The 25790-nt window shown below is 66.9% G+C and carries 19 protein-coding genes; 5 read left to right on the top strand and 14 right to left on the bottom strand.

Translation table 11 applies throughout. The features are described from left to right. Positions 1 to 12: 12 nt before the first annotated feature. From GGR46_RS19660 to GGR46_RS19675, 4 genes are read right to left on the bottom strand one after another with little or no spacing between them, the layout of a single operon-like run. The gene (locus tag GGR46_RS19660; protein ID WP_184000114.1) at positions 13 to 756 is read right to left on the bottom strand and encodes a proteasome-type protease; all 744 of its coding nucleotides are present in this window, start codon (positions 754 to 756) and stop codon (positions 13 to 15) included. Between the two features lie 19 nt (positions 757 to 775). Continuing rightward, positions 776 to 1618: a transglutaminase family protein gene (locus tag GGR46_RS19665; protein WP_183999691.1), complete on the bottom strand. Its 843-nt coding sequence runs from the start codon at positions 1616 to 1618 to the stop codon at positions 776 to 778. A 1-nt stretch (position 1619) separates the two neighbouring features. Beyond that, positions 1620 to 2555 (bottom strand): alpha-E domain-containing protein, encoded by a 936-nt coding sequence (locus GGR46_RS19670; RefSeq protein WP_183999692.1) that lies wholly within the window; start codon positions 2553 to 2555, stop codon positions 1620 to 1622. Beyond that, positions 2555 to 3964, bottom strand: coding sequence for a circularly permuted type 2 ATP-grasp protein (locus tag GGR46_RS19675; protein WP_183999693.1), 1410 nt, complete (start codon positions 3962 to 3964; stop codon positions 2555 to 2557). The genes GGR46_RS19670 and GGR46_RS19675 overlap by 1 nt, the downstream gene beginning before the upstream one ends. Before the next feature lie 260 nt (positions 3965 to 4224). Between GGR46_RS19675 and GGR46_RS19680 the strand changes: the two genes are divergently transcribed. After that, on the top strand, positions 4225 to 6663 hold the full coding sequence (locus tag GGR46_RS19680) for a TonB-dependent receptor plug domain-containing protein (RefSeq protein WP_183999694.1): 2439 nt from the start codon (positions 4225 to 4227) through the stop codon (positions 6661 to 6663). Positions 6664 to 6687: 24 nt separating this feature from the next. Here the strand turns inward: GGR46_RS19680 and GGR46_RS19685 are convergent, their stop codons facing one another. The 6 genes from GGR46_RS19685 to GGR46_RS19710 form a co-directional block, all read right to left on the bottom strand. Further along, positions 6688 to 7470, bottom strand: coding sequence for an HAD-IIA family hydrolase (locus tag GGR46_RS19685; RefSeq protein WP_183999695.1), 783 nt, complete (start codon positions 7468 to 7470; stop codon positions 6688 to 6690). Between the two features lie 107 nt (positions 7471 to 7577). Then, the gene (locus GGR46_RS19690; RefSeq protein ID WP_183999696.1) at positions 7578 to 9995 is read right to left on the bottom strand and encodes a sensor domain-containing protein; all 2418 of its coding nucleotides are present in this window, start codon (positions 9993 to 9995) and stop codon (positions 7578 to 7580) included. 319 nt (positions 9996 to 10314) lie between these two features. Further along, entirely contained in the window at positions 10315 to 11331 is a 1017-nt protein-coding gene (locus GGR46_RS19695) for an LLM class flavin-dependent oxidoreductase (protein WP_183999697.1), read from the bottom strand. Between the two features lie 171 nt (positions 11332 to 11502). Continuing rightward, positions 11503 to 12279, bottom strand: coding sequence for a TonB family protein (locus GGR46_RS25870; protein WP_183999698.1), 777 nt, complete (start codon positions 12277 to 12279; stop codon positions 11503 to 11505). A gap of 76 nt (positions 12280 to 12355) precedes the next feature. Then, positions 12356 to 13324, bottom strand: a complete 969-nt coding sequence (locus tag GGR46_RS19705; RefSeq protein WP_183999699.1) for a FecR family protein — start codon at positions 13322 to 13324, stop codon at positions 12356 to 12358. Beyond that, positions 13321 to 13947, bottom strand: coding sequence for a sigma-70 family RNA polymerase sigma factor (locus GGR46_RS19710; RefSeq protein WP_183999700.1), 627 nt, complete (start codon positions 13945 to 13947; stop codon positions 13321 to 13323). Before GGR46_RS19710 ends, GGR46_RS19705 begins: the two co-directional genes overlap by 4 nt. A 50-nt stretch (positions 13948 to 13997) precedes the next feature. On the opposite strand from GGR46_RS19710, the gene GGR46_RS19715 reads away from it, so the two are divergent. The 3 genes from GGR46_RS19715 to GGR46_RS19725 are packed head-to-tail and all read left to right on the top strand — an operon-like array spanning position 13998 to position 17951. Further along, positions 13998 to 16913, top strand: coding sequence for a TonB-dependent receptor (locus tag GGR46_RS19715; RefSeq protein WP_221262861.1), 2916 nt, complete (start codon positions 13998 to 14000; stop codon positions 16911 to 16913). A gap of 38 nt (positions 16914 to 16951) precedes the next feature. Continuing rightward, the gene (locus tag GGR46_RS19720; RefSeq protein WP_183999702.1) at positions 16952 to 17524 is read left to right on the top strand and encodes a biliverdin-producing heme oxygenase; all 573 of its coding nucleotides are present in this window, start codon (positions 16952 to 16954) and stop codon (positions 17522 to 17524) included. Continuing rightward, positions 17508 to 17951, top strand: coding sequence for a YbaN family protein (locus tag GGR46_RS19725; protein WP_183999703.1), 444 nt, complete (start codon positions 17508 to 17510; stop codon positions 17949 to 17951). Before GGR46_RS19720 ends, GGR46_RS19725 begins: the two co-directional genes overlap by 17 nt. Here the strand turns inward: GGR46_RS19725 and GGR46_RS19730 are convergent. From GGR46_RS19730 to GGR46_RS25540, 4 genes are all read right to left on the bottom strand, one after another. Further along, on the bottom strand, positions 17900 to 19372 hold the full coding sequence (locus tag GGR46_RS19730; protein WP_221262862.1) for an MFS transporter: 1473 nt from the start codon (positions 19370 to 19372) through the stop codon (positions 17900 to 17902). The two genes, GGR46_RS19725 and GGR46_RS19730, sit on opposite strands and share 52 nt — an antisense overlap. Before the next feature lies 1 nt (position 19373). Then, the gene (gene psrA, locus GGR46_RS19735) at positions 19374 to 20480 is read right to left on the bottom strand and encodes an iron-containing alcohol dehydrogenase PsrA (protein ID WP_183999704.1); all 1107 of its coding nucleotides are present in this window, start codon (positions 20478 to 20480) and stop codon (positions 19374 to 19376) included. After that, a complete protein-coding gene (gene phnX / locus GGR46_RS19740) occupies positions 20477 to 21322 on the bottom strand; it encodes a phosphonoacetaldehyde hydrolase (RefSeq protein WP_183999705.1) in 846 nt (281 codons plus the stop codon). Before phnX ends, psrA begins: the two co-directional genes overlap by 4 nt. A gap of 123 nt (positions 21323 to 21445) precedes the next feature. Then, entirely contained in the window at positions 21446 to 22336 is an 891-nt protein-coding gene (locus GGR46_RS25540; protein ID WP_183999706.1) for a LysR substrate-binding domain-containing protein, read from the bottom strand. A 200-nt stretch (positions 22337 to 22536) separates the two neighbouring features. Between GGR46_RS25540 and GGR46_RS19750 the strand changes: the two genes are divergently transcribed. After that, positions 22537 to 25764, top strand: a complete 3228-nt coding sequence (locus GGR46_RS19750; RefSeq protein WP_183999707.1) for a TonB-dependent receptor domain-containing protein — start codon at positions 22537 to 22539, stop codon at positions 25762 to 25764. Positions 25765 to 25790: the final 26 nt, after the last annotated feature.

A 25790-nucleotide genomic window follows, 5' to 3' on the forward strand; every position in this document is an offset into this window, starting at 1 on the left:
TGCGGTCCGCCGCTACGCGGTCGAGCCGATATCGGGCAGGCTCTTGAAGGCGTTGCGCAGCGCCTCGCCCCAATGCTGGGAGATCGCCTGGAAACGCGGGTCGTCCGCCTCGATCCGCTCGCGCGTGCCGAATGCCAGGCTGTCCCGGTGCAGCACCGCCAGGTCGAGCGGCATGCCGACCGACAGGTTCGAGCGCAACGTCGAATCCATCGACACGCAAACCGCCTTCACCACCTGATCGAGCGGCGTGTGGATCGAAAGCACCCGGTCGAGGATCGGCTTGCCATATTTGTGCTCGCCGATCTGGAAATAGGGCGTGTCCTCGGTCGCCTCGACGAAATTGCCCGCCGAGTAGACCATGAACAGCCGATGCTGCCCGCCGTTGCACTGGCCGGCGACCAGGACCGTCGCATCGGCGCCGGCGCCCTCCGCCTGTATCGAGCTGCGATAGCGGTCCTGCAGCCCCTGCATCGCCTCGCCGACCAGCTCGGCGACGCGATACATGCTGTCGGCGGTGAGGATCGTCTCGACCGACGCGTCCTCGCCCGATTTCTCGATCGCGGTGTTGAGTCGGTTGATGACGCCCTGGGTGATCGACAGATTGCCCGAGGTCATCATGCCGATCGCACGCTCCTCGGCGGCCTCCCAGATGAACATCTTGGAGAAGCGCGAGATATTGTCGACACCGGCATTGGTCCGGGTGTCCGACAGCAGCACGAGACCTTCGTCGACACGCACCGCGACGCAATAGGTCATCCGAAGTCCCGTTCCCGCGTCATTGCTGCTGTTGCTGCTGGATAGCGGCAATATCGCCTTCGCCGCGAGCAATGCGGACATCAGCGGAGACGATGCCCGGCCCTCCGCCGGTCACGATCCCGCGTACGGGCGCGGCATCACGGGCGTCAAGGCCTATGGCCAGGCGGACATAGCGTTCGGTCGGGGAGATGCCGTTGGTCACGTCGAACCCGATCCAGCCCAGATTCTCGACATGGGCTTCGACCCATGCATGGGTCTCGAACTGCTGGTCGGCCTCTTCGCCCGCCAGCAGATAGCCCGCGACATAGCGGGCCGGCACGCCGCGGGCGCGGGCCGCGGCGATGAAGATGTGTGCGTGGTCCTGGCACACGCCGCCATCGCCGGCGAGCGCATCGGTGGCGCTGGTCTCGCTATGGGTGATGCCGCCGCGATAGGGCAGCGCGTCCCGCACCCCGGCGCTCAGCGCATGCAGGCCCGACAGCACGTCCGCCCCTGGGTTCAGGCCATCGCCAAGCGCCGCGATCGTCGCATCCGCCACGGTCAGCGGCGTATCGCGCAGGAAGATCGCCGGTGGGCAGGCCTGGCGCAGGCCCTTGACGACGCCCGCCTTGTCCTCGGTCTCGACACAGCCATGCGCGACGATCTCGAGTTCGTCGCGATGTGCCTGGCTCAGCCACTGCGCCAGCGACTCGCCATAGCCGCCGGTGATCGAGGGGAAGATCTCCTCGCCGTTGATCTCGACATGCCAGTCGGTGACGCGCTGCCCTTCGAAGCTCTGCGGGAACAGCTTGAGGCGCAGCGCCAGGCCGGCGGCGCCTTGTGGGTAGCGCATATGGGTGAGGTGGCGGACGACGAGCAGCATATCAGGCGAAGTGATAGGCCTGCGCGATCTCGCGCGACAGCCGGTTGGTGACGATCAGCGCATTCTGGACGAATTCGTGCAGGCCGCCCTCGAATATCTCGCCGCTCTCCCGGCTGCGCAGCTGGGACAGCATGGTCGCGGCGGTCTCGTGCGCCGCGCCGCGCTGGCCATGCGCCCGTGCCAGGCGGTCGAGATGCCATCCGATCTGCTCGAAGCAGAACGACACCGACCGGGGGAATTGGGGATTGAGGATCAGCAGGTCGGCGATCCGCCAGGGCGTATAGTCGCCGCCGCCATAGACGTGGTGATAGGCGCGTGCCGCCGACAAGGCATGCAGCACCGAGGTCCATTGATAATGGTCGCGCACCCCGCCGACGACCGCGGTCTCGGGCAGCAGCACGTAATATTTCACGTCGAGCAGCCGGAGCGTCATCTCGGCGCGTTCGAGCGCGCCGCCGATGCGCAGGAAGTCATGGCCCTCGTTGCGCAGCTGCCCCGTCTCGGCTGCGCCGCGAAAGGTGGAGGCCCTGGTCTTCACCCAGTCGATCAGCTCGGCGAGATCGCGCCGCGCCCGCATCACGTCGTAATGCTCGAGCCGCCGCCAGTCCTCGTTGAGCGCCTCCCACATGTCCTGGGTGAGCGCGGTGCGCACCGCCCGGCCATTGTTGCGGGCGCGCAGCAGGCAGGCGCGGATCGACGAGGGATTGGCGTCATCGAGCAGCAGCAGGTGGACGATGTCCGCTTCCGCCACCGGGCGATCGCCGTCGATCAGTCGGTCGCACCCGGTCACGCGCAGCACCGAGCGCCATTCCTCCCGGTGGATCGGGCCGGGCAGGATCGCCATGCGCTGGCCCATCTGGATGATGCGCGCGGTGCTTTCCGCCCGCTCGATATAGCGGGCCATCCAGAAGATGTTCTCGGCGGTGCGGCTGAGCATCAGTCTTCCAGCACCCAGCTGTCCTTGACGCCACCACCCTGGGAGGAATTGACGACGAGCGAGCCCTCGGTCAGCGCCACGCGGGTCAGCCCGCCGGGGACGAGGCGCATCTGCTTGCCGACCAGGCAATAGGGCCGGAAATCGACATGGCGCCCGACGACTTCCTTCTGCCCGAGCACTGGCGCGGTCGAGAGGTCCAGGGTCGGCTGGGCGATGAAGTCGGCGGGGTTGGCCCGGATCCGCTCGGCATAGGCGGCGATCTCCGCCTTGGTCGCCTTGGGGCCGATCAGCATGCCATAGCCGCCCGATCCATGGACTTCCTTGGCGACCAGCTCGCTCAGATGCTCCAGCACATAGGCGCATTCGTCGGGGACCGCGCAGCGCCAGGTCGGCACGTTCTGCAGGATCGGCGTCTCGGAGAGGTAGAAGCGGATCATCTCCGGGACGAACAGGTAGATCGCCTTGTCGTCGGCGATGCCGGCGCCGGGCGCGGAGCACAGCGTGACGCCGCCGGCGCGATAGGCGCCGAACAGGCCGGGCACGCCGAGCATGCTGTCGGGGCGGAAGGTGAGGGGGTCGATATAGTCGTCGTCGATCCGCCGGTAGATCACGTCGACCCGCTTCGGGCCGTGGGTGGTCTTCATCCACACCTTGTTGTCGTCGACGTACAGGTCCATCGGCTCGACCAGCTCGACGCCCATCAGGTCGGCGAGGAAGCTGTGCTCGTAATAGGCCGAGTTGAATGCGCCCGGGGTCAGCACCACCACCGTCGGATCGCTGCCGGCACCGGCTGGGGCCACTTCCTTCAGGGTCGCGAGCAGGTCGTTGGGGTAGGAATCGACCGGCGCCACGCGGGTGGAGGCGAACAGCTCGGGGAACATGCGCTGCATGATCTCGCGGTTCTCGAGCATGTAGCTGACGCCGGAGGGCGTGCGGCAATTGTCCTCGAGCACCTGGAAGCCGTTCTCCTCGGTGCGGATGATGTCGATTCCGACGATATGGCTGTACACCCGCCCGGGCGGATCAAAGCCGATCATCTCGGGCTCGAAGGCCTTGTTCCGATAGACCAGTTCGCCCGGCACGATCCCGGCGCGGATGATCTCGCCGCGGTGATAGACGTCGTACAGAAAGGCGTTGAGCGCCCGGGCCCGCTGCCGGATGCCGCGGTCGAGCAGGCGCCACTCGGCGGCGGAGAAGACGCGCGGGAGCAGGTCGAAGGGGATAAGTCGTTCTGGATCGCCGCCCTCGCCATAGACCGCGAAGGTGATGCCGATGCGCCGGAAGATCGTCTCGGCTTCCTTGAGCCGCAGGCTGAGCCCGTCGATGCCGACCTCGTCAACCCAGCGCTGGACCTGAGCATAGCAGGACCGCACTGCACCCGATCGATCGGTCATCTCGAAAAAGGCCATCCGTCCCCCGTCGCTGCAATGTGATGATGCGCTGCACAACGGAATAAGCAAGCGCTAATTGAGGACCCTGTTTCCCGGACTTTGGTGCGCTTTTCATGGTGAACCATCGCCGGGTCTGGCGCTCGGGCCGGATGTTTCTCGTTCACCCATGCGATCATGAACCGCGTGTCACGAGCCATTGACATGCTGCGGCAGCAAAAATACGAGGCAGAGAAATGAGATAGAATATCATATCATTGATCATGGGGGTATCGAGGCTGATGCGTGGGATTGTTGCGGCCGGACTTCTGGCCACCGTGTTCGTGCGACCGGCATGCGCGCAGGAGGCATCGAGAGCCGAATTGCCCGCCGGGGCCGAAACGGCGCCGCGAGCCGATGACGCGGTGGATGGCACCGGCAGCGGTGCGATCGTGGTGACCGGCTCGCTGATCCGCGGCCTGCCCAGAGAATATATGGCCAGCCCGGTCTTCACCCGCGACCGGATCGACATCGACCGCTCCGGCGCGGGTTCGACCGCCGAGTTCATGCTGACCATCCCGCAGAACTTCACCGGCGACCTGAGCGAATTCGCGACTACCGGCGCTGGCATCGGCAGCCCGCTCGGCGACGCGACGACCTATAATCAATATGACGGCTTTGCCGGCTTCGCGCTCCGGGGCCTCGCCTCGGACGCGACGCTGACCCTGCTCAACGGGCGGCGCATGCCGTCGGTCGGCATGACCGAATCGCCGACCGTATCGGTGCTGCCTTCGATGCTGATCGAGCGGATCGACATCATCCCCGACGGCGCCTCGGCCACCTATGGTGCCGATGCGGTCGCCGGCGTGGTCAACATCGTGACGCGCAAGCCTGAGCGGGGCCTCGAGGTCGAGGTGCGCAACGCCGTTGCGACGGAGACCGGGAAGACCGAGCTCCAGGTCAGCGCACTGGCCGGGCACAGCTGGAACAGCGGCTCGCTCTACGGCATGGCGATGTACCAGAAGCGCGCGCCCTTCACGCGCGATCCGGTTCGCGTGTCGGACGAGTATCTCCAGATCGACGAATTGCCCGACGAGTTGCTCACCGGCCTCTATGCCGGCGGCCAGCAGACCTTCGGCGACTTCACCTATTCGCTCGATGCCTCCTATTTCGAGCGTGAGCGCAAGTCGCAGCAGCGCTATCTCGACGAACCCCAGTACAACCGGCGCTTTCACACCGGCACCTCGGGCTATGCCTTCTACAACAACCTGCACTGGCAGGGGCGCGGTCTGACGGCGATCGACCTCCATGTCGATTATGGCCGCAACGACACGAACAGCGACGCCCGCCGTGTCACCGGCAAGCCCAGCTTCCGCAACTATTCGAATACGCTGTTCGTCGCCGAGCTACGCGGCCAGGCCCAATTGTTCCGCCTGCCCGCCGGGGCGGTGATCGCGGCGGCGGGTGCCCAGTACCGCGCCGAGACGCTGTGGACCGACGCGACGATCTTCTTCAACCGCAACGGCGGCTCGCGGAAGACCAGGTCGGTGTTCGGGGAGGTCAACGTGCCGCTGGTCGGCGCAGACCAGGCGGTCCCGCTGGTGCGTTCGCTGACCCTGTCGGCGGCCGGCCGCTATGAAGACCTTGGCTTCGATACCGCCTTCTCGCCCAAGCTGGGGCTGCGCTGGCAGGTCGATCGCTCCCTTGCCCTGCGCGGCACCTATGCCCGTTCGTTCCTGGTGCCGCGCTTCCGCAGCACCATCGGCATTGCCGAGCAGGTCTCGATCGGGCTCTATCCCTACAAGTTCCTCGATCCCGCGCTGCAGAACCCGGCGCTTCCGGCCGGCCAGACGCTGGTGATGTACCGGGCCGGTGCCAATCCCGACCTGAAGACGCAGAATGCCGACACCTTCACGATCGGCGCCGATTTCACGCCGACCTTCATCCCCGGCCTGACGATCAAGGCGGACTATTATCGGATCAAGATCACCGGCCGGGTGGGCAAGCCCAGCCCGGAGGACAGCCTGTCCGTTGCCGACCTCCAGGTCTTCAACACCAGGAATCCGAGCCAGGCGCAGCTGCAGGCGGTGCTGGGCAACCCGGATGTCTTCCGCCGCTTTGCCGAGGTGCCGGGCTATAATGGCGGCGAGCTGACTTTCTTCGACAATGCCGGGCAAGTGCCGGCGAGCCTGTTGTCGCAGATCCAGCTGATCGCGGACATCCGCTCGCAGAACTTCGCCATCGAATCCACCGACGGCATCGATCTGGACCTGAACTACAGGACCCGGCTGCTGGGAGGCACTGCCTCGCTCTCGCTGTCGGGCCAATATATCCTCGATCTTTCGCTCAAGGCCGGGGGCTCGGCCCCGGTCTCCCGCCTCGACGGCTACGCCAAGCCGGCCGACCTGCGCCTCAACGGCACCGTTGCATGGGGCCGTGACGGCTTCTCGATCGGCTCGATGGTCAACTTCGTGGATGGCTTCATCGACGATCGCCCTGGCCAGCCACGCCGGCAGGTGGGTTCCTTCACCACCGCGTCGCTGTTCACCAGCTTCGACCTCGGCCGGTTGTCGCAGGCATCCTGGTTGCGCGATACTGCGCTCCAGTTCGTCGTCGCCAATGTTTTCGACCAGCTGCAGCCGCGGATCGAAGGCGGCGTGGTCGGCTATGATCCGTACAACAACCCGCCCAATCCGAGGACCGTCGCCGTTACGCTGTCCAGGCGCTTCGGTGCTCGATGAGGCGGTCGCTGTCCAGATGGCTGGCTAGATGAATGGCACGACGTCGCCGATCGTCTCGAGCACATGGGTCGGACGATAAGGGAAGCGCGGGATGTCCGCGGGCTTGGTGGAGCCGGTCAGGACGAGAATGGTTTCCAGGCCGGCTTCGATGCCCGCGACGACATCGGTATCCATCCGGTCGCCGATCATCACCGTCGTATCGGCATGCGCCTGGATGCGGGTCATCGCGCTTCGGAACATCATCGGATTGGGCTTGCCGATGAAATAGGGCTGGGCACCGGTTGCGGCCGTGATCATTGCGGCAACGGCGCCGGTCGCCGGGAACGGGCCGTCGGGTGAGGGCGATGTCACATCGGGATTGGTGACGATGAAGCGGGCGCCGGCCTCGATCAGGCGAACGGCCCGCGTGATCGCATCGAACGAAAGGGTCCGGGTCTCCCCGAGCACGACATAGTCGGGGTTCGTGTCGCTGAGCGTGTATCCGGCCTCGTAGAGCGCGGTGGTGAGCCCGGCCTCGCCGATCGCGAAGGCGGTTCCGCCTGGAAGCTGCCGCGCCAGGAAGTCCGCGGTCGCCAGAGCGGACGTCCATATCGCGTGCTCGGGGACGACGAGACCGGCCCGCGCGAGCCGTGCCGCGAGATCGCGCGGAGTGAACATCGAATTGTTGGTCAGGACCAGGAAACGCCGTTCGCGCTCGACGAGCCGGGCCAGGAACGCAGCGGCACCCGGGAGGGCATGCCCTTCATGGACGAGTACGCCGTCCATGTCGGTGAGCCAGCATTCGGCGGTTCGCCTGTCTTCGGCCATGCAATCCTCGCTTCTCGGTCTCCTTGCCCGATGATCGGCGCAGAGCGGCTTGTCGAGTGCAAAGGCGAGTCTGCCCACGGGCGTCTAGCGTGGGAGCCGCGGCGATCTCATCCGGCGTCGCGTTCCGGCGGCCATTGGAGCCCCTCGGCCGGTATCGCAGCCGAATACAGGAATCCCTGTCCGAAATGGCATCCGGCATCGCGAAGCCATTGGGCCTGAGGCTGGGTTTCTATGCCCTCCGCGACCACCTCCATGCCGAGGTTTCGGCCCAGCGTGATCACTGCCTCGGCGATCACCGACTGCTGAGCGCTCTCCCGAATGTCGGAGATGAAGCTCCGGTCGATCTTGATGATGTCGACGGGGAACTGCTTGAGATGGCTGAGCGAGGCATAGCCGGTGCCGAAATCGTCCAACGCGATCCGGACGCCCTCGTGGTTCAGCATCCGGAGCGACCTTTCGACGCGCTCGGCACCCCGAGCGAGGAATACCGTTTCGGTCACCTCGAGCTGCAGATGGGCGGGCGAAAGGCCGGCATCGCCAAGGGATGCCAGGAGCATGTCGCCGAAATCGGGGCGCTGCAGATCGGCGGTCGATGCATTGAGCGCGACATGCCCGAATGCGATGCCGCTGTCGTGCCATGCCCGCATCTGCGTCACCACCAGGTCGAGCATGCGCCGGGTGATCGCGGTGGACACCTCATGGTCGTCGAACGCGGCGGCGATCGTCGCCGGCAGATGGACGGTTCCACGCGAATCGATCCAGCGCGCGAGTGCCTCGAAACCGGCGATCTTCCCGGTGCGAAGATCGATCTTGGGCTGGTAGAAGGCCCGTATCCGATCTTCCAGCAACGCAGTGCGCGCCGCATTGGTCATCGTCACACGCTGCTGCATCTCCTCGCGCATGTGCGGCGCGAAGACGAGCAGCTCGCCGCGCCGGCCCGCCTTGGAGGAATAGAGGGCCAGGTCCGCATGTTTGAGCAGGTCGCCGGCACTGGTGCCGTGCACGGGATACAGGCTGGCACCGATGCTCGCGCGGCAATCCAGCTTCGCCCCGAGATGCGGGACCGGCTCGCGCAGGCGCTCCAGGATGCGTTCGGCGATCGTCGCGGCTTCCTCCGGACTGGCGACGCCGGGCAGGATCAGGGCGAACTCGTCTCCGCCAAGCCGAGCGATCGTGTCCATCGGGCGTACCGTCGCGCGCAGGCGCTCCGCGAGGGTGCGGAGCACCGCGTCGCCGGCATCATGTCCCAGCGTATCGTTGATCTGCTTGAAATGATCGACGTCGAAGATGAGCAGGGCCAAGCCTTCGCCTGCCGCCTCCGCCGCCGCGAGACCTTCGCCGAGCCGCGCGTCGAACAGCGCGCGGTTGGGCAAGTCGGTCAGGACGTCATGGCTCGCGCTCCAGCTGATCCGCTCCTGCGCGACGGTCTGCTCATCGACGTCCTCGACCACGCCGTACCAGCGGAAGATCTCGCCCGATGGTGCGTAGCGGGGACCCGCGCGGACGCGGCACCATTTATAACCGCCGTTGCGGCCGCGCAGCCGATATCGCAGATCGACGCGTTCGCCGGTGCGCAGGGAATGCGCCCATTGCGCCAGGGTCGCGTCGACATCCTCCGGGTGCAATGCCTCGACCCAGTTCTGGGGCTGCATGCCGATCAGCTCGTTCCAGCGTGGTCCCGCATCGAGGATGTTGCCCTGCGGATCGGCGGTCCAGGGAATCTGCGGATTCAACTCCACCGCATAGCGGAAATGCTCTTCGCTCTCGCGAAGCCGCGCGAGGGTCTGCTCCTGCTCGTCAACATCCTCGCTCAGCCCGTACCAGCGCTCGACCGCGCCCGCGGCATCCAGCTTCGGATAGGCCCGGGAGCGGAACCATCGGAACGCGCCGTCGGCGCAGCGTAGCCGGACCTTGACGTCGAGCGGCGCGGCGCTCGCCAGCGAACGAGCGACGGCAGCCACTATCGCCTCGCGGTCTTCCGCATGAACCTGGTCGAGCCAGCCGCTCCCCAGCGCCTCCGCCTCGCTCAGTCCCGTCAGTATCGTCCAGCGGCCGCTGATCGTCAGCAGCTTGCCTGCAGGATCGGCGGTCCAGGGCATGTGGGGCGACAGTTCGACGGTATTGCGATGATGTTCCTCGCTCTCCGCCAGGGCGCGGTGGGCAAGGCGCTGATCGGTGAGGTCCAGCACCACCCCGCGAATGGCCTCGACCCGTCCCGACCGGCTGATCGGACTGATGCGTGCCCAGCAATGGCGCTCGCTGCCATCCGGGCGCCGTATGCGGAATTCCCGGCCGATCGGGTCATAGGCGTCGACGGCCGCCAGCAGCCGCCAGCGGACGAGTTCGCGATCCTCCGGATGGATGCAGTCCAGCGTGGTCTCGAGGGTCGGCGTGAAATCCTGCGCGGCCCGCCCGGCGATCCGGAACAGCTCGCGGGACCAGGCAATCTCGTCGGTACCCACGCGCCAGCACCAGACCCCCATCTGGGCGATGGCGAAGGCTTCTTCGAGGTCTTCGGCGGACAATTGGAACGCGTCCCGGGCAACGATGCTGGAGCTTGGCGGACTGTCGAACGCAAGCGGCGTCAGTCCCGTTGCCGAAGAGCCCGACCCCAAACCTTCGTCACTTCGTTCGGGAATCCAGTCGTGGGTATCCATTCAAGACTCTCAGGTCGAATTCCCCCTGACGATCTATAGCGTGCAGCAGTTAAAAATCGCTTCAACGCGATGGGTTAATCTTCCTGAGGTCATGATGCGGGCGAAGTCGATCTTTGCGTCCCGGGCGGGTGACGCGTTGTCGTCGCCTGGTCTCCGGCGCCAGTTCTCGGCGCCGGAGACGCGGAATTCAGCGCCAGCCCAGCGACGGCGCTACATGAGTGAGGATGGCCTCCAGGACATGGGCGTTATAATCCACGCCCAGCTGGTTCGGCACCGTCAGCAGCAGCGTGTCGGCCTCGGCGATCGCCTCGTCTGCCCGTAGCTGCTCGATCAGCTTGTCCGGCTCGGCCGCGTAGGACCGCCCGAACACGGCGCGCATATTGTCGATCTCGCCGATCTGGTCGCTTTCGTCGCCGCGGCCGAAATAGTCGCGATCCTGATCGTTCATCAGCGCGAAGATCGAGCGCGACACCGAGACGCGCGGCTGCCAGTCATGCCCGGCCTCCTTCCACGCTTCGCGGTACAAGCGGATCTGGCGGGCCTGCTGGACATGGAACGGCTCGCCGCTCTCGTCCGCCTTGAGGGTCGAGCTCTGCAGGTTCATGCCCTGTTGCGCGGCCCAGACTGCCGTCGCGTCGGACGCCGATCCCCACCAGATGCGCTTGCGGAGCCCCTCGGAATGCGGCTCGAGCCGGAGTAGCCCGGGCGGGTTCGGGAACATCGGCCGGGGATTGGGCCGCGCGAATCCCTCGCCCTTCAGCAGATCGAGAAAGACCTGGGCATGCCGGCGTCCCATGTCCGCCTCGCTTTCGCCCTCGGCGGGCGCGTAGCCGAAATGGCGCCAGCCTTCGATGACCTGTTCGGGCGACCCCCGGCTGATGCCGAGCTGCAGCCGCCCGCCGCTGATCAGGTCGGCGGCGCCGGCATCCTCGGCCATGTAGAACGGATTCTCGTAGCGCATGTCGATGACGCCGGTGCCGATCTCGATTCGGCTGGTCTTCGCACCCACCGCGGCGAGCAGCGGAAAGGGCGAGGCCAGCTGCCGGGCGAAATGATGGACCCGGAAATAGGCCCCATCGGCGCCCAGTTCCTCGGCCGCGACGGCAAGGTCGATAGACTGGAGGAGCACATCGGAAGCCGAACGCGTCGCCGAATAGGGCGCGTTCGACCAATGCCCGAACGAAAGAAAGCCGATCTTCTTCATGTAAACGTCCCACTCTCCAGTCCGAAGCCTGTGCTCGGATAATCCACACCAACAGATAGGCCTGGCCTGGGCCGATCGCATCGCCCGCCTCAGTCCCTGAACGGAAACGCATGGTTTCCGGCCACGACGCCGTCGGTGGCGTTCACCTACTGGTGCACTCGCGCGACCAGGTCATTCGATGAAGAATTCGACGGGCAGCACGATCTCGAAGGGGGCGGGCCGGTCCGCAGGTACCGGAGGCAAGGGATCGGCGCGGCGGACCGTGTCGAGCGCCCCGCCGTCGAGCGAGGTGAAGCCGGAGCCGCGCAGCAACTGGGCAGACAGGACATGACCGCCGCGATCGATCCGGACGCGCAGGTGGGTCACGCCCTGATCGCCCATCCGGCGTGCCGCCGCCGGATAGCGCCGGAACTTCTGGATATGCGCGAGCAGCCGCGCCTCGTAGCTGGTGTCCCGGCCAGCCGGCCTGGGTGCCGGCGGTGCCGGGTTGGAGACCGGCGCAGTCGTCTCCGGCGCAGGGGGGGCGGGGTCGGGCGCCGGCGGCGTGGGAGGTGTCGCCGACACCGGTACCTGCATCGGTGTCACCACGGTCGGTGGTGGGATCGGCGTGTCCTGCGGCTGTGGCGGAACCTGCTTGCGGGCGGTCTGCAGGGGGCCGGCCTTGCGGTCGTTCGTCGGCTCCGGCGGGCTGGCTACCGGCAGCAGGTTGACGACCAGAGGCGTTGGCGCCGGCGGCGGCGCCCAGCTATCGAAGCGGAGCAGCAGCGCCACCAGCACGGCCACCGGCACGAGCGCCGCCAGGCACAGGCTGAAGACGCGGTGCCGTGCCGACAGCGGTACGTAGCGCTCGGGTGCCGAATACGGGCTCGCCGGAAAGTCGAGGATCACCGCGCTCCCTTCGGGCGGGTACGCGCGGGACGGGGCACGCCGGGCCGTTGCATCGATCACCTCAGTCTCCTGGGGCGCCGATGCGCCTTGGCTGGTCTCTCCCGATTAGACGCGCGGAAACCCAAGATCGGGACCTTCACGCATGCAGAAAGATCACGACGGAGCCGATCCGGGTGGCGCGCAGGTGCAGCAGTGCCTCCAATGCCCGCAGCGCCTCCTCGGGATCGTCGATCGCGAGCGAGCCGCTGACCCGACGATCGGCGAGGTCGCTGCCGACCAGCTGGATCAGCCCCGGATGGTAGCGCGCGAGCTCATCGACGACGGTGCCCAGACGGGCATCCTCGAACACCAGCCAGCCCCGCGTCCAGGCCATGGCGGCTTCGCGGTTCGCGGGGCGGACCGCGCCGATCGCATTGTCCTGGTAACGGACGGTCTGCCCCTCGGCGATGCGGGCGCGCGCGCCGTTGTCGAGCGCGACCTGCACGGCATGTTCGGTGACGGTGACGTCCGCGGCGTCGCCCTGGCGCCGCACGATGAAGCGGGTGCCGAGCGCCGTCGTCGCGCCGCTGCCGGCATCGACCGTGAACGGGCGGCTGCGATCGGGCGCGACTTCGAACTCGGCGCGGCCGCGCAGCAGCCGGACGTCGCGGCGGTTCGCGGTGAAATCGAGCGCGACGGCGCTGTTGGTGTCGAGCCATACACGCGAGCCATCCGCCAGCTTCTCGATCCGGCGCTCGCCCACATTGGTGCGCAGATCCGCCTGCAGGCGCAGCGGCAGATCGGTGAGCACCGTGATCGCGATCGCCGCGGCGATGGCAGCGCCGGCCTGCGCCGCCCGGCGAGGCGTGGGCGCGCGCATGCCCCGGCGTCGGCGCGGAACCGTGGGGGGCAGGCGAGCGGTGACGGGCGCCGCTACCGCGCCCAGGTCACGCCAGATCGCTTCCATCTCGGCCAGCCGGGTATCGTGCCGGGGATCGGAAACGCGCCAGGCCTGCAGGGAATCGTCGCGTGACGCCTCGTCCTGCGCGAGGTCCTTGCGGCACAGGTCTTCGGCGAGCAGGCGCGCTGCCTCGGCGATGATCGCCTTGTCGTCCCCGCGTTTCATCCCTGCTCCGCCTCCGCCAGCCGGCTGTGGCAATGCTGTAACGCCAGGCGGACATGCTTGGCGACGGCGTTCTGGCTGATCCCCAGCCGCTCCGCGATCTCCGCGCTCGACAGGTCGTGGATCCGTCGCAGGACGAAGACTTCTCGGCAGCGCGGCGGCAGCTCCTCGAGTGCGAGCTTGAGCCGGCGCAGCCGGTCGCGGTCGATCATCGCCTGCTCGGCGTCGGGGGCATCGTCCGGGATCGCGTCGTCCGGCGGGGTGTCGTGGAAATATTCATGGCGCACCCGATCCTTTCGCAGTTGATCGATCGCGAGATTGCGGACCAGCCGGCGAAGGAATGCTCCGCTGTCCCGCACCGTCATCCGCTCATCGAGCGTCTGCACGCGAAACCACAGGCTTTGCACCACGTCTTCGGCGGCAGGCCCGTCACCCAGAATGCGGCGGGCGACGCCCAGCAACGGTCGGCGATTGCCGATGATCGCGTGCGACAGCATCGCCGTGGTGGAAGGCCCCTTGCCCATCAGAATGCGGATAATCGCAATTGCGATGCAGTCGCAATAAAAATCGGGCGAGCCAGAAATTTTGCGTTCGCGAGGTCCCGTTGTTGCGCCGCGGTACGTCAACTCTTGCGACCGCCCCGGCAGACCGGGGGCAAGAACAAGGGGCAATGACGATGGGACGCAATTCGGGGCGCGGTGCGGTGCTGCTCGCGGTGCAGGCGCTGATGGGCGGGACGATGCTGGCACCGACCGCGCCGGCCCAGGCGCAGACGGCGCAGGCGACGCACTTCGCGATCCCCAAGGGGCCGCTGGGCGAGGCGCTCGCCCGCTTTTCGCAGCAGAGCGGACTCCAGCTCGCCTATGATGCCGATCTAACCCGCGACCTCACCACCAATGGCGTCGACGGCACCATGGCGCCGATCGCGGCCTTGTCGCGGCTGCTGCAGGGCACCGGGCTCAGCTACCGGGTCGAGGGCCGCCGGGTGACGCTGGAGCGAGCGCCCCAGGCGACGGACGCGACCGTGCTCGGCCCGGTCCGCGTTGGCGCCTCGAGCGAGCGCGGCGGCGCGGGTGGCGCGAATCCGGCAGGGATAGGTGGCCGCGGCACGAGTGCGGCGCCGGCGGACAGGCCCTATCTCGAGGCCGGCTCCAGTGCCTATATCCCGCAGGAGACGGTCGAGCGATTTCGCGGCGCGACGGTAGCCGATGTGGTGAAGGGCGTGGCGGGCGTCACTGCCGGCGATCCGCGCGTCGCCAATGCGCTCGACGTCAACATTCGCGGTATCCAGGGGCAGGGCCGCGTGCCGATCCTGATCGACGGCGCGCAATCGGGCATGGACACCTATCGCGGCTATGCCGGCCAGTCGCAGCGCGCCTATCTCGATCCCGACCTGGTCAGCTCCATCACGATCGAGAAGGGGCCGAGCCTGGCCACCAACGCCTCGGGCGGGATCGGCGGCGTGGTCAGCGTCGATACGCTCAAGCCCGGCGACGTGCTCCGCGACGGCCAGAAGCTTGGCGCGCGCGTCCGTGTCGGCCTGTCGGACGGCAGCGCGCCCGATCTTCCCGGCTATTCGGACAAGCAGCGCCGCCGCGAGGCGCTCAAGCCCGGTGGCTTCTTCGGCAATGCCGCGCTCGCCTGGCGCAACGACGATATCGAGCTGCTCGCCGCCTATGCGCATCGCGAGACAGGCAACTATTATGCCGGCAGCGCGGGCTATGCGGACTATCCGCTCACCCGCCGCACCGTGGCCGCGCTCAATCCGCGCAAGTCCGAGGTGTTCAACACCTCGGCCAAGTCGGACTCCATCCTGCTCAAGGGCACTTGGCGCATCGATGATGCCCAGGCGATCGAGGCGAGCTATCGCCGATACGAGGGCCGCCAGGGCGAGATCATGGCTTCGCAGATCATCCGTGGTACCGGCGAGCAGGTGCCGCAATGGGAGCCCGGCCGGATCGGTCTCGACGCCTATACGCTTACCTATCGCGCCAAGCAGGGCGCAGCGATCGATTTCACCGCCCGCGCCTGGTACACCCACTCGAACAGCCTGATGTACAACGGGCTGACCGGCATCACGCCCTGGTTCTACGATCGCCGCACCGAGTGGTGGGACGCGCCGACCTTCAACAGCGAGGCCGGCTATCGCGACGCCTATTGGAACGAGCTGACCAACAATCGCTGGGGCTATGACCTCACCAACGTCTCGAAGCTGAGCGGCGGGCTGGGCGACTTCACCTTCACTTATGGCCTCGCCTTCGCCAACGACGATATCAAGCCCGGCCCCAACTCGCCGATCAAGCATGACGACATCGTCAACAACCGCTTCCTGCGCAACGCGCACCGGCAGGAATATAGCGGCACCGCTTCGGTGAAGTGGCAGCCGGACTCGCGCTGGGAGCTGCTGGCCGGCGGCCGGCTCAACCATGTCGAGATCGCCGATCGCAACCGGTTGGCGACCGTGACGCAGGAGAGCCAGATCGGCTTGTACCGCTATACCGAGCTGCTGCGCCCCAACCCGAGCGCGACCAACCCGAACCGCACCGCGCGCGTGCAGCTGCTCAACTGGTATCCGGATGCCAACGGCCAGTTCACCTATGCCTCGCTGCTCGCCTCGCCCTTCGAGAAGGGCACCGTCGCGGACATCCCCGGCTGGACGACGTACAAGGCCGATCCGGCCGAGCCGCTGATCGTGCCGACCGCGTGGAGCTGGTCCAGGCCGATCAAGCGCCGCGACACCGCCTTCACGCCGACCGGCACCATCAGCTACGATGCCGGCTTCGCCCGCGTCTATGCCCGCTATGCCGAGGGCGTGAAGCTGCCGAGCATCTTCGAGACGACGCTGGGCCTGTTCACCGCCGCGCGTCCGGTCGCCGAGCTCAAGCCCGAGCGGAGCCGCGGCTGGGAGGTCGGCGCCAGCACCCTCCAGCGCGGCGTGTTCGCCCGTGGTGACCGGCTGGCGGTCAAGGTCGCGTACTTCAACACCAATATCAGCGACCTGATCACCCGCGACTATCGCACGCTCTCGGCCGGCCTCATCCGCAACGTCGACAAGTTCAAGGTCTCGGGCCTCGAGTTCCAGTCCGAATATGCGGGCCGGGTGCCGTTCCTGAACCTCTCGGCGCATTACTACTTCAACGCCAAGACCTGCGCGCCCGACATCGCGGCGGAGCGCCGCGCCTATGGCAGGTCCCGCGGCATCGCCGAGCTGATCAACACGCCCGACTGCGTCGATGGTGGCTTCGAGGGTTCCTACACCAACACCCAGAACCCGCCGCGTTTCAACCTGAACGCCACCCTCGGCGCCCGGCTGTTCGACGATCGCCTCACCTTCGGGGCGAGGCTCGTCCACAATAGCGGGCCGATCAGCAAGCTCGACAAGGAATGGAATGTCGGCCTTTCCGCCATCCAGCAGCTCTACAAGCGCTCAAGCATCGTCGATGCGTTCCTGTCGGCAAGGATCACCGAGCAGGTGGTGCTCGACCTCAACGTCGATAATCTGACCGATCGCTATTATCTCGACCCGCTCGCGCTGGGCGTGATGCCGGCGCCGGGTCGCACTTTCCGGGCGGCGATGAGCTTCCGCTACTGAGCCGCAGGCTCCTTTCCCGAAATCCAAGGAGTATCGCGATGCACGTCATCCACACGCCGCTCTCGGCCCGGCTCAAGGCCTCGACCCATGCCACCCATGATCGGCTCGACCGATCGATCATGGAAGCCGCGTCCTTCTCCAGCCTGGACGGCTATCGCCGTTTCCTGCAGGTGCAACGCGCCTTCCACAGTGACATCGAGGCCTTCTATGCCGATCCGGGGCTGCAGGCATTGCTTCCCGGGCTGGCAGAGCGCCGCCGCCTGCCGCTGATCGAAGCGGACCTCGCGGATCTTGGCGAGGATATGGGCCAGGCGCTGCCGGGCAGGCCTGTGCCGGATCCGGCCACCGCGCTGGGCTGGCTCTATGTCGCCGAGGGTTCCAACCTCGGCGCGACGCTGCTGCGCAAGGAGGCGGCGCGGCTCGGCCTGTCGGATGCGCATGGCGCCCGGCATCTGGCGCCGGCGGAGGAGGGCCCCGCCGCGCACTGGCGGCATTTCAAGGCGGGCCTCGACGCCGCGATGCTGACCGACGCCGAAGTCGAGCGCGCGGTGGCGGGGGCCAATGCCGCCTTTGCCCGGGTGCAGGCACTGGTCGATGCCGAACTCGCGTGACCCGGCAGCGGCGGGGCAGGCACGCCGGGTCTTCTGGCTGGGGCTGGGTTTGCTACTGGTCGCGATCGGCTTTGTCGGGCTGTTCGTCCCGCTGCTGCCGACCACGGATTTCCTGATCCTCGCGCTGCCTTGCTTCGCGCGTTCCTCGCCGCGATTGGAGGCGTGGCTGCTCGACCATCCCCGCTTCGGGCCCGCGCTGCAGGCCTGGCGGTCGGCACGGGCCATTCCCCGCCACGCCAAGCTCGCTGCCTGTATCGGCATGGCGGCGGGCTTTCTGCTGTTCTGCTGGCTCGTGCATCCCAAGGCCTGGGTGGCGGCGATGATCGCGGGGCTTCTCACCGCTTGCGCAGGGTGGATCGTGCGGCGACCTTCATTTCAAGCCGAGAATAGCGGAAATCGGACCGGACGGGTTCGCGGGATGCGCTGATCCGGCAGGTTCGCGCTGCCTTGCTCGAGCGACACATTCCGGGTTTCCTCTCCCCAGAGCCACCAGAGCAATGCCGCGATCGGGCCGGGCAGAGCCAGGAGGATGAGCACCAGGAGCGCGGACGACGGCGTCCCGGTCGCCTGATAGGCATAGGTGAGCATCAGCGGCGCAAGCATCGCTCCCACCCGGCCGATCGCGACGGAGACGCCGAGCCCGGTGGCACGCAGCCGCGTCGGCAGGATTTCCGCGGCGATCACATAGGCGGTGATATAGGCCCAGGTCACGCCGAACTGCATCAGGCAATAGCTGAACACCATGCCCGGCAGGCTGGTGAGTGCATAGAGCGGCAGGACGGCGAGGACGGTGAGACTGTAGCTCGCGAGCAGCGAATTGCGCCGGCCGAACGCCTCGACGGAATAGGCCCCCATCATGCCGCCGAGCAATGCGGCAGCGTTGCCCCAGAAGTAATAGAGCGGCAGGTCGGCGGCCGGCACCTTCATTTCGGGCAGGATCACCAGCGCCATCAGCGCTAGTGCGCCATAGACGACGGCTGCCTGCGAGAAATTGAGCGCGCTGGCGAGACCACAACGGCGGCGATAGCCGGTGGCAAGCTCGCCCAGATTGCGCAGGAACGAGGGTGTAGCACGGACAAAGGAAGCCGGCGCAAACCGGCGCGCGGATTGCTCCGACGCGACCCGGCCGGTGGCAGTGGCGGCGATCGATTCAACGATGGCCTCGACTTCTGCGACCCGCCCTTGCTGCAACAGCCATCTCGGCGATTCCGGGATCGCCCGGCGCACCCAGAGGAAGAACAGCGCCAGCACGGCGCCCAGTCCGAAGCCGATGCGCCAGCCGATCTCCGGCGGGAACCAGCTGAACAGCAGCCAGGATGCTCCGGCCGACGCCATCGCGCCGACCGGAAAGCCGGACAGGATCAGGGCATCGGTGCGGCCGCGATGCGCCTTGGGAAAGAACTCGCCCATGGTCGCGGTCACCGCGGAATATTCGCCGCCTACCGCCAGCGCGGTCATGAACCGGAAGAACAGGAACGACTCATAGTTCCAAGAAAAGGCGGTCCCCGTCGCGAACACTGCGTACCAGAGCAGGGTGCCGAGGAAGAGCCGCTTGCGCCCGAACCGGTCGGCCAGATAACCGAAGCCGATCGCGCCGATCAGCATGCCGACCACCCAGACGCTGACCGCGACCGAGCCCTGCGCCGCGGACAGGCGCCATTGCGCCTTGAGGACCCCGAAGGTGCTGCCGATGATGTTCGTCTCGAACGAATCCAGCGCCCAGCCCACGCCGAGCGCAACGGTCAGCACCGTGTGGAAACGGGTCCAGGGCATGTGATCGAGGCGTTCCAGCGCGTCGGTCTGCACTGTGGCTTGCATGGTCATCGCCGTTTCGTCTGCCTGCGCCATGTTAAGCCTCCGCGACGGTGGGAAGGGGAAAGCGGCTTCTCGCGCCGATGAAGTTGCGCCCGCGCGGCCCGGCAAAGGCGGCATCGACAATGTCACGCCATTCCTCCGGCCCGATGCCCAGCGCCTCCGGGTCCGCCGCGACGCCGAGATCGCTCAGGAACCGGCGAAGCTGGGCCGGGGCCCGGTCCAGGTCGCCGAACAGCTCCGCCAGCGCGGCGTCGCAGTCGGCGTCCGCGCCGATCGCGGCGCTCATCACTTCCGGCAGGCAGAAGGAGCAGGCGATGCCGTGCGGAACCCGATGCTCGAGCGTGATCGGATAGGAGATGTTGTGCGCCAGTGCCGTCTGCGTGTTCGAAAAGGCCAGCCCGGCACGGGTCGCGCCCAATGCCATCTTCTCGCGCGCGCCACTGTCCTGCGGATCCTCGCGGAGGCTGCGCAGCCCGGCCATGATGTCGCGCGCCGCCGCGATGGCGAAGCCGCGCGTGACGGGCGTCGCATGGACATTCCAGAGACTTTCGAGTGCATGGGACAGCGCGTCCAGGCCGCTGGCAAGCGTGACCGGCCAGGGCAGGCTCTCGGTGATCCGTGGATCGACGAAGACGGCCTCGGCGTAGAGATCGTCGCGGTTGAGCGAGAGCTTGCGCTTGCGCTCCGGGTCCCAGACCGTTGCCCATTTGGTCAGGTCGCTGCCCGTGCCGGAAGTGGTCGGGATCGCGACAATCGGCAGCGCGCGGCGCGCGAGGCGCTCACCGGTCTCCATGTACTGGACGACGGGGGCGTAGCGCCCCCGGCCGGCCGCCAGGAACTTGGCCGTGTCCATCACCGATCCCCCGCCCAGCGCGACGATCAGTTCCGGTTCATAGGCAGCGGCGCTCACCTGGGTGCAGACACGCCGCAACATCGCGAGCGATGGATTGGGCTCGACATCGTCGATCGTCAGCAGCGGCTCGCCGGCCAGCGCCACGAGCCGCGCGCGCCATAGCTGCAGCGGCGCATCGGGGTGCGTGACGAGGATGAACGATCGCCCGGCAATCGCCTCCCCCAGCGTATCGAAGGTGCCGCTGCCGAAATGCAGCCGTACCGGATTGTGGAATGCCCAGCCGGTCACGGCCGCTCCCCCAGGCGCAGCCGAGCGTCGATGGCATCGATCACCGGAAGCAGGTCCGCCACCGTGTCGATGACATAATGGGCGCCCGCCGCTTCCAGCTTTGCGCGCGCAGGCCGGCGCAGACGATCCCGTGCGTCATCGTCCAGCGCCTGCCAATCCTCCAGCGACAGCCCCACTTCATTGCCGCTGGCGACGATCCCGATCGCCCACATGCCCGCGGCGCGACCAGAGCTGAGGCCGGTCGGACTGTCGTCCACCACCACGCAGCCGCGCACATCCGCGACGCCCAGCGCCAGTGCGTTGGCGAGCGGCATGTCGGGCCAGGGCCGGCCGCGCGCCACATCGCTAACGGTCACGCAGCAATCCGGGGCATAGCCCTGCGCGGCGGCGAGCGGCGCCAGCCCGTTCATGACGCTGCGCGGATAGCCGGTGGTGCTGCCGATCGCGATGCCGCGCGCCCGAAGCGCCGCGATCACGTCCAGCGCGCCGGGGATCATCGCGCTGTACCTGGCGCAATTGACCGCATCGATCCGCAGGAATTCGCCGTAGAGCACATCGACATCCGCCTCGCTCGAGGCCTGGCCCTTCGTCGCCTGCCAGCGCACCTGCACGTCCGGCTGGGCGAGGATCTGCTGGATATGCTCGCGCTTGGCCGCTCCCATCGGAAGCCGCGCCTCGGCTTCGCTGATCTCCACGCCGGCAAGCGCAAAGGCCTCGCCGAAAGCCGCTACCGGCGCGATGCAGCCGAAATCGAGGACGGTCCCCGCCCAATCGAAGATGGCGGCCGATACCGGGCCGCGAAAGGCATGCGTGTCCTGGGAATGCGTGGAAGGCAAGGTCATGGAAATCCGCTTGAAACCGGGAAAGACGGCCGGTTCCTAACGGCGGTTCATGACAGCCATGCCATCTGAAGAACCGCGTGCTATCGATCCTTCACACGCAAATTTCGTTGGATCGAGGCGGGGCTAGTTGCTCCGCATGTTCGCCTTGCGAGCCTTGGTCTGCCGCAAGGTCTCGAAGAATGCGGCAATCATCCGGCTGCGCCGCCGCTCGCGCAGGCAGCAGACATAGATATGGGTCAGCACCGGCGCGCCGGCGATCGGCAACGGGTGCAACTGCGCATCGGGGACATATTCGGATTCGGAGACCGTTCCGATTCCCAGCCCGCGGATCACGGCTTCGCGGATGGCTTCGCGGCTGCCGATCTCCATCGAGACCCGGGCTGTCGCACCGATTGCCGCCATGCCCTCTTCCAGCGCGCGGCGGGTCGTCGAGCCGCGTTCGCGCATCAGCAGCTTCTCCCTGGCCAGGTCGGCGAGCTCGATGGTCTTGAGCGCTGCCAGCCGATGATCCCGCCGGACAAAGGCAGTGATCGGATAGCTGGCATAATGCTGGACGTAGTAGCGGTCGTCATCGGTGTCGCGCGCCAGCACGCCGACATCGCAGCCATAGCTGCTCAGCTCGCCCAGCACCGCTTCGGAATTGCCGAGCGCCGTGGAGAGATAGACATCGGGATAGCTGGCGTTGAACGCCTCGATCATCTCGATGACCTGGAACGGGCTCACCGCGCCGATCTTCAGCGAACCGCTCCGCAGGTCGGCGCTGTCCTTCAGCATCATCGCGGCATCGTCTTCGAGGCCGATCATCTGCCGCGCGATCTGCAACAGTTCCTCGCCCACCTGGGTCAGTTCGATCCGCCGGCCCCGCCGCTCGAACAGGCGCACGCCATGCTCTTCCTCGAGCGTCTGGATCTGGGAAGTGATCGTCGTCTGGCTGGTCTTGAGCGCACGCGCGGCCGCGGTGAAGCCATTGTAGCGCGCGACGGCGATGAAGCTGCGGAGCTGATTGAGGGTCACAGATCAATCCATCGAAATTATCGATCGATATATCGGTAGAGCACGGCGCATCCCACAACAATAGCGTCACGCGGGCTTCCTATCCGGTCTCCTGACAACAACGAGACCAGAATCGCTGCGGTGCCCTGCGCTGGAGCGGCGGATGCCGGGCAACCGGTTCCCTGGTCGAGATCCTATGTTCTGAGATCCAGGGGGATAGAATGACGTCTCGCAACTCGATCCTGTGTGGCACCGCGATCCTCGCCGCGCTCACCGCAAGCGCGACTGCGCATGCGCAAGGCGCTTCCCCCTCCAGCGCCGCGATCGATCAGGACAAGGGACGCGATGAGATCATCGTCACCGGCTCGAACCTGCACCGTCCGGATGCCGAAGGCGCATTGCCGGTGACGGTGATCGACCAGGCCGATTTCGACCTGCGCGGCGGATCGACCGGCGCCGACCTGTACGAGACGATTTCCGCCGGTGCCCCGCCCGAGATCAACGAAGGTACCATCGCCTCGCAGGGCGCGCGCGGCGACGTCACCTCGATCGATCTGCGCGGCATCGGCGCGGGCAGCACGCTGCTGCTGATCAACGGCCGCCGCATGGCGCCGCATCCGCTTTCGGGCACGGACCAGGGCGTGCCCTCGCTCTCGCCCAACGCCAATGTGATCCCGACGGCGCTGCTCTCGCGCGTCGAGGTGCTGCGCGACGGCGCCTCGGCGATCTACGGCGCGGACGCGGCGGCGGGCGTGGTCAACAACATCTTCCGGCTCGACAAGGAGCAGGGCAAGATCGCGCTCAATTCCTCGGTCACCCAGCATGGCGGCGCCGAGGAATTCCGGATCACCGGCGCCAAGACCCTCAAGTTCGGCCGCACCTCGATCGGCGTCGCCGCCGACTATTTCGAGCGCAACCTGCTGACCTTCGCCGATCGCAAATGGGGCTCGCAGTCCGATCTGCGGCGCACCCGCGAACTGCCCGCGCCGTGGAACGGCCTGCCGGTGATCAATCCGGCGACGGGCACGGCCTTCGCGCTCGACAACGACCTCGATAACGGCAGCACGATCAACCATTACGGCCAATATCGCCGCGGCTTCATCCAGTCCGACTATCTGACCTTCAACGGCGGGCGCCCGGACGGCAATCGCGGCATCTCGACCTCCACTACGCCGGTAAACGGCGTCGCCACCGTGGCGGCGGACGGGACCTTCTTCCTCTACCCCACCGCCAATGGCTCGGTGAACTTCAAGCAGACCACGCCCTCGCGCAACCTGGGCACTGCCGAGGACGAATATTACGACAACCGCCTCATCCACCGCGCGATCCTGCCGGCGCTGAAGCGCGTCAACCTGGCGGTGTTCGCCGAGCATGAGCTGAGCGACAGCGTCACGCTGTTCGGCGACGTGGTCTATTCGGGCTCGCGCGCGAACAGCCAGCGCGAAGAAGCCAATATGCAGAACGTCAACGAGCCCGGGCTCTACGTTCCTGCATCCAATCCGTACAATCCGTTCGGCGTGCGCTTCTACGATCCGCAGGGCCGGCCCAATGCCGACGGCACGCCGCGCATCACCGGCACGCCGGCCGACGTCACCATCGTCTCCGGCCTGATCCCCGCCGGTACGCGCGATCGCTACATCCAGGTCAATTCGAGCTTCTACCGCGCGCTCGGCGGCGTGCGCGGGCGGTTCGCCAATGGCTGGAACTGGGAGAGTGGGGTACTGGTCTCGGGCGCCTACAGCCATGAGACCGAGCGGAACATCTACCGCGAATCGCTGCTGCGCATGGCGCTGAACCGCACCGATGCGACCGCCTATAATCCGTTCCCGGTCACCTTCAAGGTGGTCAACAACCAGGTCGTCGCGGACAAGCCCTATGTGAACCCGACATCGGTGACCGACCCGATGTACGACACCGACAATCGCTACGGGAAGACGCGGCTGATCACCTGGGACGCCAAGCTCACCGGCGAGCTATGGCAGCTTCCGGGCGGCGGCGGGCGCATCGAGTTCGCCACCGGCGTCGAGGCGCGCTGGGAGAGGTACGATGCGTGGAAGGCCCCCTATGCCGGGCTCAATCCCGCGGGCTCGGGCGCGCAATTCCCCTATCTGCGCGACAACGACAACGACTTCATCGCGATGAGCCCCAATGCGGACATTCATGCGAGCCAGAACGTCCAGTCCGGCTATGCCGAAGTCGCGCTGCCGCTGGTGACGCGGGCGAACCGTTTCTTCCTGTTCCAGCAGCTCGAACTGGGCGCCGCGGTGCGCCACGAGCGCTTCTCGATCCATGGCGAGAGCACCACGCCGAAGTTCAGCGTGCTGTGGGGGCCGACGCCGTGGCTGAAGCTGCGTGCATCGTACAACCGCTCGTTCCGCGCACCGAACCTGGCGCAGACCAACACCACGCCGCTGCTGCGGGTGAACTACACCGCCGATCCCTATCGCGCCGACGTGACCAATGCCGCGGCCGACAACAGCGGCCCGCGCCGCACCTTCCGCCAGGGCAATGATCTGCTCAATCCCGAGCGCTCGAAGAACTGGAGCGCCGGCTTCCTGCTCGACGTGCCGGGGATCCGCGGCCTGTCGCTGACCGCTGACTATTGGCGGCTGAACCAGCGGGACGCGATCACCGCGATCGGCAATGCCGAGGTGCTGGCCGCCGATGAACTCGCGCTCGACCTCGCCACCCAGGCGGCGCTCGCTTCGGGCAAGACGATCGACCAGGTCAATCTCGGCTCGGGCACGGCGAGCTATGCCGGCAACAGCCGCGTGACGCGCCGCGCGCCTACCGCCGCCGACATCGCCAGCTTCGCCGCCTATAACGCCGCCCAGCCGACCAACGCGACGAAGCGCGCGGCGGTCGGCGAGATCACCAGCCTGATCAACGACTATATCAACCTGGGCTCGCGCAAGCTCGCGGGCATCGATTTCGCGCTGAACTATCGCGTGCCCGATTTCGGCATCGGCCAGTTCAGCGTGCGGGTGGAAGGCACGCGCAACCTCGAGCGCAAGGAAGAGCTCGCCGATGACGGGGTGGTGAGCGACGAGCTCGGCAAGAACCGTCGCGCCAAGTGGAAGGGCAACCTGACGGTGAACTGGAAGAGCGGGCCGTGGTCGGCCGGCTGGTTCACCAGCTATTACGGCCCCTATGCCGACACCTCCGCCGCGACCACCGAGGCGATCTACGACGCGCTCGGCCGGCCCGGGAGCATCAGGGTGTTCAACGAGAGCGGCATCAAGCGCTTCTACATGCGCGTCGAGCCGGCGGTGCTGCACAATCTCAACATCACCTACACGCTGCCCGACAAGGATACGCGCATCACCGTCGGCGTGAACAACATCTTCGACGCCTGGCCGCCGGTGGCGGACGAGGACGAGGGTTATTTCACCGGCACCGCCAATCCGCGCGGCCGCCAGTTCCGCCTGAAGTTCGATCACCGCTTCTGATCCTTGCTCCGCCGCCGCGCGGCGGG

Source organism: Sphingomonas kyeonggiensis (genome assembly GCF_014196745.1).
Lineage (GTDB): Bacteria > Pseudomonadota > Alphaproteobacteria > Sphingomonadales > Sphingomonadaceae > Sphingomonas > Sphingomonas kyeonggiensis.

What these genes read in the sequence shown, in the direction of transcription:
- GGR46_RS19705 (WP_183999699.1), bottom strand. Translation starts at nt 13,324, where the DNA reads ATGAAACGCGGGGACGACAAGGCGATCATCGCCGAGGCAGCGCGCCTG.
- GGR46_RS19680 (WP_183999694.1), top strand. Translation starts at nt 4,225, where the DNA reads ATGCGTGGGATTGTTGCGGCCGGACTTCTGGCCACCGTGTTCGTGCGA.
- GGR46_RS19725 (WP_183999703.1), top strand. Translation starts at nt 17,508, where the DNA reads ATGCCGAACTCGCGTGACCCGGCAGCGGCGGGGCAGGCACGCCGGGTC.
- GGR46_RS19715 (WP_221262861.1), top strand. Translation starts at nt 13,998, where the DNA reads ATGGGACGCAATTCGGGGCGCGGTGCGGTGCTGCTCGCGGTGCAGGCG.
- GGR46_RS19695 (WP_183999697.1), bottom strand. Translation starts at nt 11,331, where the DNA reads ATGAAGAAGATCGGCTTTCTTTCGTTCGGGCATTGGTCGAACGCGCCC.
- GGR46_RS19730 (WP_221262862.1), bottom strand. Translation starts at nt 19,372, where the DNA reads ATGGCGCAGGCAGACGAAACGGCGATGACCATGCAAGCCACAGTGCAG.
- GGR46_RS19720 (WP_183999702.1), top strand. Translation starts at nt 16,952, where the DNA reads ATGCACGTCATCCACACGCCGCTCTCGGCCCGGCTCAAGGCCTCGACC.
- GGR46_RS19665 (WP_183999691.1), bottom strand. Translation starts at nt 1,618, where the DNA reads ATGCTGCTCGTCGTCCGCCACCTCACCCATATGCGCTACCCACAAGGC.
- GGR46_RS19750 (WP_183999707.1), top strand. Translation starts at nt 22,537, where the DNA reads ATGACGTCTCGCAACTCGATCCTGTGTGGCACCGCGATCCTCGCCGCG.
- GGR46_RS19685 (WP_183999695.1), bottom strand. Translation starts at nt 7,470, where the DNA reads ATGGCCGAAGACAGGCGAACCGCCGAATGCTGGCTCACCGACATGGAC.
- GGR46_RS19660 (WP_184000114.1), bottom strand. Translation starts at nt 756, where the DNA reads ATGACCTATTGCGTCGCGGTGCGTGTCGACGAAGGTCTCGTGCTGCTG.
- GGR46_RS19670 (WP_183999692.1), bottom strand. Translation starts at nt 2,555, where the DNA reads ATGCTCAGCCGCACCGCCGAGAACATCTTCTGGATGGCCCGCTATATC.
- phnX (WP_183999705.1), bottom strand. Translation starts at nt 21,322, where the DNA reads ATGACCTTGCCTTCCACGCATTCCCAGGACACGCATGCCTTTCGCGGC.
- GGR46_RS19675 (WP_183999693.1), bottom strand. Translation starts at nt 3,964, where the DNA reads ATGGCCTTTTTCGAGATGACCGATCGATCGGGTGCAGTGCGGTCCTGC.